This window comes from Vibrio sp. 1151_11 (genome assembly GCF_029478525.1).
Classification (GTDB): Bacteria; Pseudomonadota; Gammaproteobacteria; order Enterobacterales; family Vibrionaceae; genus Vibrio; species Vibrio anguillarum.
The window spans coordinates 25,922-39,496 of sequence record NZ_SHMN01000002.1; the positions used below are offsets into that span (position 1 = coordinate 25,922).

Below are 13,575 nucleotides of genomic sequence, written 5' to 3' on the forward strand. Positions count from 1 at the left end.
AGGCAAGTATAGAAGATAGAAATCCGACCATTGTCTAATTGAATGATAAAATTGCAGAAATGATGTCTATTTGGCAGGAAAAAGGCGGAAAATGCTTATTTATAGAGTTTAAGCTCTACTTTTGTCTAGGGAACCTGGCCTGCATTATATACAGGCCAGGAATGGTTTTAATGGGAAGGTTTTAGCATAGGCATTAGTTTTTTAGCGATGTTCGTGACATCTTCGCCATTTTCACCGACAAGGATCAGGCTAGCATCACCGACGGGTTCGATGATTCCTGCCATGCCTTGCTCATTAAAGTTCACGGCTTGTTCACTGGCAATGCCTGTGAAAAAGAGCGTCACTTTCCCGCTTTCACCTTGAAAAACCATGTGCAGAGCGTTTGCCTTACCAAAACCACAGTGGTTTAGGTAATAAACGTGGTAAGGGAAGTTACTGCTTAACTGATAAGCGAATGGCAGCATTTTGGCGTTGATCTGCGTTGAATTCACTTGTTCATCCAGTTGGTTGACAAAGCCTTCTTCATCAATGACGTGTTTGATGGCGGTGTCCATTAGGCTTGCCTGCGCTGGTGGAATGAGCACATTTCGCCAATTGATTTGGCCAACCAATAAACCAAACACAAAAGCAATCGATGCAGCCAATGTCATCGCTTGCTTGGCAAAAGTAGGTCGGATGACATTGCTTGCCATTGTGGTTTGACTAAATAGAATACGGTCTGCGAGATCGTCAGGCACGTCTACATTCATTGCAGTAGCAATCGTTGCATCTAAGCTCAATATGTCCTCTAGGAACTGACGATTAGTATCACTAGTGGATGCCGCTTGGATAATCTCTTGGTCATGCTGTTTTGGATCGGACATAACTCGGCGGCGAAATTCTAATTCATCCATTTTGCTGCCCCTTATACGCTTCTGATGAATCCAATTGTTCTTTTAATTGATTACGAGCTCGAAACAGACGAGTCATGACCGTGTTCTTATTGAGTTCGAGGATCTCGCCAATTTCATCACCACTAAAACCACCAATGACTTGTAGGAAAAGAGGTTCGCGGTATTCAATATCCAGCTTCATTATCTGTGCCTGCAACCACTCTTGTTGATGATGAGGATCATCGTTGACTTTTACGTCACCGCTGTAGTCATCAATATCGACCAACTCAAACTGCTTGCGCTCAAAGCGGCGCGCGTTCTCGCGACGAAGAATAGTTATAAGCCACGATTTGGCCGCTTTCTCGTCGAGTAAGCTATCGAGAGATTTCCAAGCCCTCAAGCAGGTTTCTTGGACTAAATCTTCAGCAATGCTTTTATCTTTACATAGCCAATAGGCATAACGAAAAAGATCTCGATGATAAGCACGCACAAGCGTTTCATATTTTCTCTGTCTGTCAATATTACTATTGACCGGGCTGCTGGACTTTTTCTTTCCAAACATGGTTATTATCGACACATGAGTCTCCGTTTGCTCTGTGATTTCTTCTTTGTTTAGGCCATTTTATGGTCGTCTTGCGATGAATGCTTCGCGTATCCGTTCGCTTTCGATCCGTTCAAGTTGTTCGGTAACATCAATTCAAGCGTCGACGGCTTTTTAATTTCATAGTATGGAATAAATCAATATAAAATTGATCTACTTCAAAATCTCATAGCACGAAGTGGCTATAGTACACCTTGTCATCTCGTTAGTCATTGCGACTAACATGTTGAGCAAGATGACACTTCCTTTTGAAGGCTGACTTTACTTTCTCCTAATCAGGAAACTGATTATTTCAATTGGCGTAAGTTAATTGCTTTATATATTCCGACCACACATTATTGTGTGGTTTTTTTTTTTGCTTATATACCCTTCCTACTTGAAGCTGCAGCGGTGTTGGCTACGTTCGTTCACCCCAATCACATAGTTTGCCTATGCTCATGGGGACTCACTCACTTGCCGCCTACCTGCAACTCTAAGTTGTTTGGGTATAACTCCATTATTCATTTAAAGATTAAGTGGTTATCCATCTCCTCTCCCTACATTACTTTCTTCGATTCGATGCGAATATCACGTTTATTTAAACACTTGTTTGATTGTTTTAACAACCTCGTTACAATGCGCCAGGTCAGACCTCTATTCTAAGGAGAAACAATGGGCAAACAGGAAGTCAAAACGCGCTCTGGTGAGCGTGTGGCTATCGTCGCGGGGTTGCGTACCCCTTTTGCGCGTCAAAGTACCGAATTTAGTCAAGTTCCTGCAGTCGATTTAGGCAAGATGGTGGTGAGTGAACTGCTTGCGCGAACGGAACTCGATCCTAAATTGATCGAACAACTCGTCTTTGGACAAGTCGTGCAAATGCCTGAGGCACCAAACATCGCGCGTGAGATCGTTTTAGGGACAGGAATGAGCATCCATACCGATGCCTACAGCGTCACACGAGCGTGCGCTACCAGTTTTCAGGCGGCGGTGAATGTGGCTGAAAGCATAATGGCTGGCACGATTGATATTGGTATGGCTGGTGGTGCCGATTCGTCTTCCGTTTTGCCGATTGGAGTGTCTAAAAAATTAGCCGCTAGCTTACTCGCTTTAAGTAAAACCAAAACCGTTGTTCAGAAACTCAACATCTTAAAATCATTATCTTTTAAAGATTTAATGCCAGTCCCCCCCGCGGTCGCTGAATATTCAACGGGCCTTTCGATGGGGCAAACGGCTGAGCAGATGGCAAAATCTCATCACATAAGCCGACTGGATCAAGATGCTTTGGCACATCGTTCTCACTCTCTAGCTTCACAAGCTTGGAAAGAGGGCAAAATCCAAGGCGAAGTCATGACGGCATTCCCAGAGCCCTATAAAAAGTGGATCGCTGAAGATAACAATATTCGTCATGACTCGACTCTGGAAGGTTATGCCAAGTTACGTCCAGCGTTTGATAGGCAATATGGTAGCGTGACGGCCGCCAACAGCACACCACTAACCGATGGCGCTGCCGCTATTCTATTAATGCGTGAAGGCCGTGCTAAAGAGCTTGGTTTGGAGATTATGGGTTATATCCGTTCTTACGCTTTTTCAGCGATTGGTGTTGAACACGATATGTTAATGGGGCCGTCTTATGCGACACCGTTAGCCTTACAACGTGCAGGTATTGAGCTTTCCGATCTCACATTGATTGACATGCATGAAGCGTTTGCCGCGCAAACCCTCTCTAATATGAAAATGTTCGCCAGTGATAAGTTTGCACAGGAACATCTTGGTCGAGCAAAAGCGATTGGCGAAATTGATATGGATAAATTTAATGTGCTAGGTGGTTCTATTGCGTATGGTCACCCCTTTGCGGCGACGGGTGCGCGCATGATCACACAAACACTGCGTGAACTAAAACGACGTGGTGGTGGTTTAGGGCTGAATACCGCTTGTGCAGCGGGTGGTTTGGGCGCGGCAATGATTTTGGAGGTTGAATAATGAGCACAGAGAGAGCTTTTCATTTAACAATTGATGAACAAAATATTGCGTGGCTGGCGATTGATGTTCCCGGCGAAAAAATGAATACGCTACAAGCGGCGTTTGCCCAAGAGATGCAAGAGGTTTTTGCGACCTTGGAGGCTCAAAAAACCAGCCTAAAGGGGATGGTGATTCACTCGCTTAAGCCAGATAATTTCATTGCTGGAGCGGATGTCCGTATGCTGAACGCTTGCCAATCGGCCAGCGAAGCACAAGCCTTGGCCAAGCAAGGTCAGGAGATGTTTCAAACCTTATCGGATTTGCCATTCCCAGTGGTTGCCGCGATTCATGGCCCATGCTTAGGTGGTGGTTTAGAGCTGGCGCTGGCTTGTCACTACCGGGTGTGCAGCGACGCGGATATCACGCGTTTGGGTTTGCCCGAAGTGCAATTAGGCTTGCTACCAGGCTCCGGTGGAACGCAGCGGTTGCCGCGTTTGATTGGTTTGTTACCTTCTCTTGATTTGATTTTGACGGGTAAACAGCTGCGCGCAAAAAAAGCAAAACAGCTGGGTGTTATTGATGCTTGCGTAGCAGAGACTATCTTGCTGGATGTGGCCAAGAAGTATGTGCTCGATAATTCTGGGAAAAAACGTCATCAGGCCAATACGTCAGCCAAAGAGAAATTAATTTCTCATACGCAGCTTGGTCGCAAATTAATTTTTGATCAGGCCGCTAAAAAGACTAAGCAAAAAACACGAGGTAATTACCCAGCTGCAGACGCGATTTTAGAGGTGATCCGCCACGGTTTAGATCGTGGTTTTAAAGCCGGGTTAGAGCTTGAAGCGAAGCGATTTGGTGATTTGGTGATGAGCTCGGAATCCAAAGCACTGCGCTCGATTTTCTTTGCCACCACAGAAATGAAAAAAGAGACGGGCAGCGACGCAAAACCTCAAACCGTGAAACGTATCGGCGTATTGGGCGGTGGTTTAATGGGGGCAGGGATCAGCCATGTTAGCGTTGCAAAAGCCAAGGTTCCCGTACGAATCAAAGATGTTTCGAATGATGGGGTATTAAACGCGCTCAATTACAACTACAAATTATTCGATAAACAGCGCAAGCGTCGCATTTTATCCAAAGCGCAGATGCAAACAAAAATGGCGCAATTGTCTGGCGGGATTGATTTTACCAGCTATCAGCATATCGATGTTGTCATTGAAGCGGTATTTGAAGATCTCACGCTTAAGCAGCAAATGGTGGCTGATGTTGAAGCGAATGCCAAAACCAGCACCATTTTTGCGACGAATACTTCTTCGCTTCCAATCCAGAAAATTGCAGCGAAGGCGGCGCGTCCAGAGAATGTGATTGGGTTGCACTATTTCAGTCCTGTTGAAAAAATGCCTCTGGTGGAAGTGATCCCTCATCAAACCACATCGCAAGAGACGATAGCCACAGTAGTGGCCTTGGCGAAAAAACAGGGCAAAACGCCGATTGTGGTCAAAGATTGCGCTGGTTTTTATGTTAACCGTATCCTTGCACCTTACATGAATGAAGCAGCGCAGATCCTGATGGCGGGTGAGTCGATTGAAAAGATAGATACGGCTTTACTCGATTTCGGTTTCCCAGTCGGCCCTATCACGTTATTGGACGAAGTGGGCATTGATGTTGGCTCGAAAATCATGCCAATTCTAGTGCAAGAACTCGGCCCACGTTTTCAAGGACCAGACGTATTTGATTTGCTGCTCAATGACAACCGCAAAGGGCGTAAAAGTGGTAAGGGATTCTATACCTATAAAGGTAAGAAAAAAGAAATCGACAAATCTATCTATAAATTGCTGAAAATCACGCCAGATGCTAAACAGAGTGATAAGGAGATCGCGCTGCGTTGCGTGCTACTTATGCTGAATGAAGCCGTACGTTGTTTGGATGAGGGCGTAATTCGTTGTGCGCGAGATGGCGATATTGGTGCGATTTTCGGTATCGGTTTCCCGCCGTTTTTGGGCGGCCCATTCCGTTACATAGACCAAATTGGTATCAAGAAATTAGTGGAAATGATGAATCAACATGCTGAGAAGTATGGCGATAAATTCGCTCCTTGTGATGGGCTACTGACTCGAGCTGGGGTTGAAGCACGTTTTTATCCGTAGTCATCTCGGCTGTTTTCATCCATATGTTTGCTTAAATTAGGCGAGGGAATATCCTCGCTTTTTTTCATTTATAGCCAATGAGGTCATCTCTTTATGCGAGTTATTCTCAGTTTGGTATAAGATTATGGAAAATCATCAATAAGGAATCGAAATGGATGCACTAGAGTTGCTGCTTAACCGTCGTTCAATCGCCAATCTCACATCGCCTGCACCTGAAGGTCTGGTCTTGGAAAATATTATTAGAGCAGGCTTGCGAGCGCCCGATCATGGCGGTTTAACCCCTTGGCGTTTCGTGATTGCTCAGGGAGCGGGTTTGCAAAAGTTGTCGGGTATTTTGGCGTCTGCTGTGCGAGCGGATAACGGCAGTGATGCAGAGATAGAAAAAGCGAAAAATGCACCGTTTCGAGCACCCATGGTAATCACAGTGATCGCGAAAGTTACGGAGCATGAAAAGGTGCCAGCGATTGAACAGCATCTCTCTGCGGGATGCGCAGTACAAGCGATGCAAATGGCTGCGGTAGCCCAAGGTTTTCAAGGTTTCTGGCGTTCGGGAAGCTGGATGTTCCACTCTCACGTTCGGCAAGCATTAGGTGCTAAGGGCGATGATCAAATCGTTGGTTTCTTATACCTAGGAACTGCAGGGTGCACGCCAATGAAAGTGCCTGAACGTGATTTGAGTAAATTTATTGAGTTTCTATAGCGAGTTTATTGACTATCTGCCGCTGCGATAACTCATGGCCCAGCAATGCTGGGCCTAAAATCTAGTGGATGTGATAGGCAATCACAAAATCAATAAATAGCCTGACTTTTTCAGGTAGATGATCCTTGTGGTTATACAGCATATAAATATCACGAGGGTTGGAAACCCAGTCTTCCAGTACTCTGACTAAGCTGCCTTCTTCGATAAATTCTTTAATCATTACATCTGGCATTAAGGTGATACCCAGCCCCTCAGAGCAAGCGCTGCGCACTACGTTTAAAGCGTTGGCCTGAAAACGACCAGTATCACAATTGACCACGCATTCCCCTTTATTGTTGGTCAACTGCCATTTTACTAGAGGATATCCCTTCAATAATGAATGATTACTGAGCTCTTCGGCATGAGTTGGTGCAGGGTGTTTCGCTAAATACCCTGGGCTTGCGACTAACACATCTTTCACTTCATTAATTTTTCGCGCAATCAAACTGGAGTCTCGTTGAGGTCCAACTCTAAAAATGACATCCCATTCGGTTGGGTCGAGTTGATCGGCCTGATTGCTGGTGGTCAATTCTATGTTGATATCTGGGTACTGCATCATGAAGGCATTGAAGATAGGCATCATCATGCGTTTCGTGACATTAGATGGTGACGATATTCTTAGTTTGCCTGAAGCGCCACGACATTCATCGGTGAGCTCTTCTGCTGTTGCAGCTAAGCGATGCAGCAACGGTGAGCACTCTTGAAAAAAACGTTCACCCGCTTCAGTCAGCGAAAGTTTTCGAGCATGGCGATTCAACAATCTAAGATTCAGAGAATCTTCCAATGCTTGAATGCGTCGGGTAATGGTCGCAACGGGGATCATTGTTTTACGAGAAGTTGCGGTATAGCTTCCATTTTCGACAACCAGTCGAAAGAGGTTTAGGTCATCTAATTTCATTGTTCCTGACACATTATTTTTCGAATTTGAGTAATTTATACGTATATCATTTGTCAAATCTTGAGTCATATCAACTTGTTTGACGAAAGTAACATTCCGTGCAATCCATACATAGCCCATATATATAGTATGCAACCGAGTTACAAAGTGGAACATTTGTATAAATCTTATTTTGCGACTACTTTATAAAGTAACCTATCAATTTATCCTATAACAATAAAATGACTGCTTTTTAAAAGCATTGTGAGGCAGGATTATGTATAAATCTCACATTCAGGCTAGTGAGTTCTTGGCGAAAAAACCTTCAGACAATCAGCACGTCGAGCAAAAACTGATCATGCTCGTTGATGATGACCCAATTTTTAGGCGAATAACCAGTGGTTATTTGTCGGCTCAAGGCTATAAAGTGCTTGAAGCTGAAAATGGCTTAGAGGGGTTGCGCAAGTTAAAAGATGCGGAGCCTGACCTTGTTGTGTGTGACTTAGCAATGCCAGTACTGAACGGCATTGAGTTTGTTGAAGAGGTGAGCCTTGAGTATCCCTCGCTGCCACTGATTGTGGTCTCTGCAACTGATGAAATGGCTGATGTTGCAAAAGTGCTGCGATTTGGTGTTAAGGATTTTCTTCCTAAACCGATTGGTAACCACCAGTATTTAAGCAGTGCAATAGAAAGTACGCTCGAAGATACGTTCAGTCGTTTATCTGATCAGCGCGATTTTTCGACGCAATGGTTCCGGGTCGATGATGGTGGTGATATTCCAGAAGAACAAGAGTTGCATTGGCATCTGGAGTATCTACGAGAAAACCCCAGTACCGCGAAAGATTTGCTGCACGCGTTATTACCAGAAAAGGATACTTCACAAGGCAGTTGGAAGTGTAGCTACCGTCTTTTACAATCGGCGGATGTGATGCCGCTGGTATTTGACTATGCGTGGTTGATGAACGGGCAGTTTGCCTTTTACTTGGTCGATTCAGATGCCCATTATGAAAATAGTGTGGCTTCAGCATTGCTCGTTCGTGCTCTGTTTCACGATTATCTTCGCAACTTAAAAAGCTTCAGTGCCGATCTGAAAGACCTTGCCGACATACTGGAAAAAGGTATTGAATGCTCAGAGTGTGCTAATCCAATCAACGCGGTATTCGGTATTGCGGATTTAAGCGAAGGTACACTCTCTATTCTGCCTGCTGGGCTCGACAGTCAGTGGTCAAATGGTTACTTAACTCAACATATTGCCGCGGGTGTTAGCCTTGGGCAGAACTGTTTAAAAAACTTTATCACTAAAGATTTACCGATCAATTCAACTTGTCAGCTATCAACTAATCGCTTAGGTTCGAGTAGTTTCAAACTCAATATTTACCAAGGTGGCAGCAGTTAATAACCTTACCTTTAGTCGGTGTTTGCGGTGATTTGTTTGAGGTATAGTTCGCGTCTAGAACAACAATCACCCAATTCGTTTACGTTGCATTAACTTTGTTTATGGTGCCAAAAACGAACGGAGTCATCCAACACTAGAGAAGTTATGATGGAAGAGCAGAATTTTAAAGAACCTTACAACATTTTTTATTTTTTAGGCTTTATTGCCGTACTTTCGATCCCTACATTGCCAGCAATACTGACTTGGATCCGTGTGTTTAATGGTTATTCAACTTTCTGAGTTGGATAGTACGTTGGGAGTTCACCATCAATATTCGTCATTTTCTTCTTACGGTGGCTGGTGGGCTCTGCCTTCTGTTAGGCGTGATAGGCATATTCTTACCGCTGCTCCCCACAACACCTTTCATACTCCTTGCTAGCGCTTGCTTCTTACGAAGTAGCCCTCGTTTTCATGCTTGGTTGCATCAACATCAGACGCTAGGCCCAATACTGGATAATTGGCAGCAACATGGTGCCGTTTCGCGGCAAGTGAAACAACGGGGATGTTTGTGGATTATTCTAAGCTTTATTTTTTCCATCTGGGTTGTCCCGCACTTTTGGCTCAAAATTATGTTGTTTACTATGCTTGTGGTCCTGATCACTTGGTTTATTCGACTTCCCACTCATGAGCAGGTTGCTAACCAACAAGAAAATCACTAGCATTATGGGGAAGTGTGCCCATTCTTCGAATGGGCGTTTGTTTTTTCAGCGGCTAAGATATTGTGGCTTATCTATGTTGCTGAGAGCTCACGCTCTATCATTCTGATACGTAAATGTATCGTGAGAAATGAAGAGCCAATCTAAGTAAATGTAAGTTATGACAACCGAAACTATCTCTTTGATCAAATCGAGCATTCAAAGCATCCCTAACTACCCAAAACCTGGCATTTTGTTTCGTGATGTAACTAGCCTGCTAGAGGATGCAAAAGCCTATCAAGCAACCATTGCTTTATTAGTCGAAAAATATAAAGACATGGGCTTTACCAAAGTTGTGGGTACTGAAGCGCGTGGTTTCCTATTTGGTGCGCCATTGGCTTTAGAGCTTGGTTTGGGGTTTGTACCTGTACGTAAGCCGGGTAAGTTACCACGCGAAACGTTAGCCCAATCTTACGAATTGGAATACGGTACTGACACATTAGAAATTCACGTTGATGCGATCAAACAAGGTGATAAAGTGCTGGTGGTGGATGATCTACTGGCAACGGGTGGTACGATTGAAGCGACGACTAAATTGATCCGCCAGCTTGGTGGTGAAGTTGAGCACGCGGCTTTTGTCATCAACCTGCCTGAAATTGGCGGAGACAAACGTTTACAAGGTTTGGGCCTGAACGTTTATAGTATTTGTGAATTTGAAGGTCACTAAGCTAATCAACTGGACGTACTCATGAGTTATCTTGCCTTAGCGCGAAAATGGCGACCAACAAAATTTAATGAGGTGGTGGGACAAGCACATGTCTTAACTGCACTAGAAAATGCGTTGGCCCAAAATAGATTGCACCATGCGTATTTATTCAGCGGTACACGTGGTGTAGGCAAGACGACGATTGGTCGCTTGTTTGCCAAGGGGTTAAACTGTGAAACAGGTATTACGGCCACACCTTGTGGCCAATGTGATACTTGCCGAGAGATTGACCAAGGCCGTTTTGTTGATCTTTTAGAAATAGATGCGGCATCACGAACCAAAGTCGAAGATACGCGCGAATTACTTGATAACGTGCAATACAAGCCTGCTCGCGGTCGCTTCAAGGTGTACTTAATCGATGAAGTACACATGCTGTCGCGCCACAGTTTTAACGCTTTGCTTAAAACGTTGGAAGAGCCGCCTGAGTATGTGAAATTCTTGCTCGCTACGACAGATCCGCAAAAGCTGCCGGTTACGATTTTATCGCGCTGCTTACAGTTTCATCTTAAGCCGATCAGTGTTGAAAATATCCACGATCAGCTTGAGCATGTTTTAGCGGCAGAGCAGATCCCTTGTGAAGCGAGAGCATTAAGAATGATCGCTCATGCTGCCGATGGCAGTATGCGTGATGCACTTAGCTTAACTGATCAAGCGATTGCACTAGGTAATAACCAGGTGATGGCCGATGTAGTCGCCCCAATGCTTGGCACGCTAGACACAGATCAAGCACTCCATTTACTGCAAGCCATTAGCAGTAAACAGCCTCAAACGGCGATGGATAGCGTTGCACATTTAGCACAAAATGGTGTGGATTGGGATGGATTACTACAACAACTCTCGGCGCAGTTACACCGTATTGCGATGTATCAAGCGTTGCCAGCAACACTGGACAAAACCCAACCTGACTCAGAGAAAGTGCAACTGCTTAGCAAAGCACTGAGCCCACAAGATGTGCAGCTCTATTATCAAATTGCTTTAAAAGGACGTGAAGATTTAGCACTCTCGCCAACCGCTCGAACGGGGCTGGAAATGATTGTGCTACGTATGATGGCGTTTCGTCCTGCTTCGGTATCGTTGGTGAATACGTTCAGCACTGAAGTGAGTTCAGATGTCGCAGTGCCAAGCCACGGCACTCCTTCACTACAACCCGCATCAGCGGCAACGCCTCTAACTGAACCTAAGCAAACGTCGGCGGCTCCCGTATCGGACAGTCAGGTTAATGAGCCACAAAGGCATGAGGATACTCAGCCTGATTATGGCATCGTTCAAGATTACGATAACCGTTATGCGGATATGAATGATGACATGTCCAGTGCAATGGAATATGCCCCAGAATCGTATGAGCCTGCACCAGTTCCTCAACCACCGGCACCTTCTTCAGCTCCACGTCCCTCACCGATTGCAGGGCTGCGACACCAGTTGCGTTCACAGCGCCAAGGGGTTGCTCAGCCAGCAAAAGGAGTGAATGAAACAAAGAGCAACGGGACAAAAAAGCCTAATGCGGCATCGACTAAATCTGAATCTGTGCTTGAGCGTGTTGCCTCGCATGGAAAATCAGCTCGAGTGTCGCCTTTGTCAACATCCGCTCCTGAAGCTGCCCCAACCTTGGACAACGAGCCTTATCAGTGGCGTCCAACGCTGCAACCTGTGGTGGTTGAGCAACAAAAAACAGAGCTGACACCGACACAAATTAAGCAAGCGCTAGAACATATTAAAACGCCAGAGATGGCAGAAAAGTTACTTGCAGAATCGATAGAACAAGATGAGTGGGCAGCTCTGATCCACCAGCTCGATATTGCCAAGTTAGTGGAACAATTAGCACTTAATTCTGTCTACCACAAATCGGGCTCATCAATCGAGCTAGTGCTGCGGCCAAGTCAGGCCCATCTTAATACCGATAAAGCACAAAGCGAGTTGTTAGAAGCGCTCAATGAGACATTAGCTGAAGAGTGCCACCTTAGCGTGACAATTGGTGAGCAAGGTGAGACTCCATTGGAGCTTAGAGAGCGTCTTTACCAACTCAAATTAGAGCAAGCATTGAACAGCTTGGAGGCCGACTCTCACGTAATGTTCTTCAAGCGACGTTTTGATGCGGAACTTGATCGTGACAGTGTGCGGCCGATTTAATCAATTAAGCGAGTGTGGGGTTGAATCTATATGTTATGACCCCACCTTATGTGAAACACTCAATTCAACCAGAGAGATAAACATGTTTGGTAAAGGCGGTATGGGCAACCTAATGAAGCAAGCCCAACAAATGCAAGAGCGCATGCAAAAGCTACAAGAAGAAATTGCGAATATGGAAGTGGTTGGTGAGTCTGGTGCTGGTCTGGTAAAAGTGACCATTACTGGTAGCCACAGCGTACGCCGTGTAGAGATTGATGAAAGCTTAATGGAAGACGACAAAGAGATGCTAGAAGATCTGATTGCCGCCGCTTTCAATGATGCTGCGCGCCGCGTGGAAGAGACTCAAAAAGAAAAAATGGCTTCTGTCACTGGCGGTATGCAATTACCACCAGGTATGAAGATGCCGTTTTAACGAACGACTTTTTTAACAAACAACCTTTTTAACAAACAAAATAGGTTACTAATGCGTACCAGTCATATGCTGGAGCATTTGATGGAGGCCTTACGTTGTCTGCCTGGGGTGGGTCCCAAGTCAGCACAGCGTATGGCCTTTCATTTGTTACAGCGCGATAGAAAAGGCGGCTTACAGCTCGCCGATGCTTTAAGCCAAGCCATGACAGAAATTGGACATTGCAGTGAATGTCGAACTTTCACTGAAGAAGAAACTTGTCATATTTGTAGCAACTCTAAGCGGCAGGATAACGGCCAACTCTGTGTAGTCGAAAGCCCTGCTGATATTGCGGCCATTGAAGCTACAGGCCAATATTCTGGACGTTATTTTGTCCTGATGGGGCACTTATCACCTTTAGATGGTATCGGCCCGAGTGATATTGGTTTAGATACGCTGGATTACCGTTTGCAACGTGGTGGCATTGCCGAAGTCATTCTTGCCACTAACCCAACCGTTGAAGGGGAAGCGACCGCGCACTACATTGCGGAATTATGTCGCGCCCATCAAGTCTCTGCGAGCCGTATTGCTCATGGTGTGCCTGTTGGCGGTGAGCTTGAGCTTGTTGATGGCACGACGCTATCACACTCTTTGCTTGGCAGACAAAAGCTGTAGTACCTTTCGAATCATTGCCCTAGCTGCTGGGGCAATTTTGAGTGACGCCATCAATTAAGGCAAACAAAGCAGTGCCATCAAGTGATTTTTTCGAGTTCGGTAATGTTGCTCAAAGCTTCTTGGTTCGTGTTGCCACAGACCATCGGGCAAGGCTTAAATTCGTGGCATACTTTTGGACGTTCAGGCTTACCAAATAACTTGCACAAATTAGCGTCATTAAGTTGAATGCAACGTACACCTGCTGGCTTTCCTTGCTCCATACCCGGGATGGAGGAAGAAATACTAGGGGCGATACAACACGCACCACAACCAAGTCTGCATTCCATAATTGAGTACCAATAAAAAGAAAAGGGTGACGATCCTAGCAGATGTGACCGA

13 protein-coding genes are annotated in these 13,575 nt (G+C 45.3%); 9 read left to right on the plus strand and 4 right to left on the minus strand.

Annotated elements, in window-relative coordinates; genetic code table 11:
* Window positions 1-167 precede the first annotated feature (167 nt).
* Complete coding sequence (locus tag EXZ60_RS01990; RefSeq protein WP_017044335.1) at window positions 168-893, minus strand: DUF3379 domain-containing protein; 726 nt, start codon at window positions 891-893, stop codon at window positions 168-170.
* Window positions 886-1,434: a sigma-70 family RNA polymerase sigma factor gene (locus tag EXZ60_RS01995; RefSeq protein ID WP_088717986.1), complete on the minus strand. Its 549-nt coding sequence runs from the start codon at window positions 1,432-1,434 to the stop codon at window positions 886-888. Before EXZ60_RS01995 ends, EXZ60_RS01990 begins: the two co-directional genes overlap by 8 nt.
* Window positions 1,435-2,124: 690 nt before the next feature.
* Here EXZ60_RS01995 and fadI point away from each other — a divergent pair.
* The 3 genes from fadI (at window position 2,125) to EXZ60_RS02010 (ending at window position 6,255) form a co-directional block, all read left to right on the plus strand.
* A complete protein-coding gene (gene fadI, locus EXZ60_RS02000) occupies window positions 2,125-3,432 on the plus strand; it encodes an acetyl-CoA C-acyltransferase FadI (RefSeq protein ID WP_017044104.1) in 1,308 nt (435 codons plus the stop codon).
* Window positions 3,432-5,555, plus strand: coding sequence for a fatty acid oxidation complex subunit alpha FadJ (gene fadJ, locus EXZ60_RS02005; protein ID WP_017044103.1), 2,124 nt, complete (start codon window positions 3,432-3,434; stop codon window positions 5,553-5,555). Before fadI ends, fadJ begins: the two co-directional genes overlap by 1 nt.
* A 151-nt stretch (window positions 5,556-5,706) precedes the next feature.
* Window positions 5,707-6,255, plus strand: a complete 549-nt coding sequence (locus tag EXZ60_RS02010) for an NAD(P)H nitroreductase (RefSeq protein WP_013857243.1) — start codon at window positions 5,707-5,709, stop codon at window positions 6,253-6,255.
* A 61-nt stretch (window positions 6,256-6,316) separates the two neighbouring features.
* On the opposite strand, the gene EXZ60_RS02015 is transcribed toward EXZ60_RS02010, so the two are convergent.
* Complete coding sequence (locus EXZ60_RS02015; RefSeq protein ID WP_026027659.1) at window positions 6,317-7,192, minus strand: LysR family transcriptional regulator; 876 nt, start codon at window positions 7,190-7,192, stop codon at window positions 6,317-6,319.
* Between the two features lie 256 nt (window positions 7,193-7,448).
* Between EXZ60_RS02015 and EXZ60_RS02020 the strand changes: the two genes are divergently transcribed.
* The 6 genes from EXZ60_RS02020 to recR all read left to right on the plus strand — a co-directional run bounded on the left by EXZ60_RS02020 (window position 7,449) and on the right by recR (window position 13,197).
* Entirely contained in the window at window positions 7,449-8,567 is a 1,119-nt protein-coding gene (locus EXZ60_RS02020) for a response regulator (protein ID WP_019283100.1), read from the plus strand.
* 332 nt (window positions 8,568-8,899) lie between these two features.
* Window positions 8,900-9,265 (plus strand): YbaN family protein, encoded by a 366-nt coding sequence (locus tag EXZ60_RS02025; protein ID WP_017044101.1) that lies wholly within the window; start codon window positions 8,900-8,902, stop codon window positions 9,263-9,265.
* Window positions 9,266-9,422: 157 nt separating this feature from the next.
* Window positions 9,423-9,968: an adenine phosphoribosyltransferase gene (gene apt, locus EXZ60_RS02030; RefSeq protein ID WP_013857239.1), complete on the plus strand. Its 546-nt coding sequence runs from the start codon at window positions 9,423-9,425 to the stop codon at window positions 9,966-9,968.
* A gap of 21 nt (window positions 9,969-9,989) precedes the next feature.
* Window positions 9,990-12,134, plus strand: coding sequence for a DNA polymerase III subunit gamma/tau (dnaX, locus tag EXZ60_RS02035; RefSeq protein ID WP_277435206.1), 2,145 nt, complete (start codon window positions 9,990-9,992; stop codon window positions 12,132-12,134).
* An 82-nt stretch (window positions 12,135-12,216) separates the two neighbouring features.
* A complete protein-coding gene (locus EXZ60_RS02040) occupies window positions 12,217-12,546 on the plus strand; it encodes a YbaB/EbfC family nucleoid-associated protein (RefSeq protein ID WP_013857237.1) in 330 nt (109 codons plus the stop codon).
* A gap of 51 nt (window positions 12,547-12,597) precedes the next feature.
* Window positions 12,598-13,197, plus strand: a complete 600-nt coding sequence (recR, locus tag EXZ60_RS02045) for a recombination mediator RecR (RefSeq protein ID WP_194662918.1) — start codon at window positions 12,598-12,600, stop codon at window positions 13,195-13,197.
* A 77-nt stretch (window positions 13,198-13,274) separates the two neighbouring features.
* Here recR and EXZ60_RS02050 read toward each other — a convergent pair whose 3' ends face one another.
* Window positions 13,275-13,523: a YkgJ family cysteine cluster protein gene (locus EXZ60_RS02050; RefSeq protein ID WP_013857235.1), complete on the minus strand. Its 249-nt coding sequence runs from the start codon at window positions 13,521-13,523 to the stop codon at window positions 13,275-13,277.
* Window positions 13,524-13,575 lie beyond the last annotated feature (52 nt).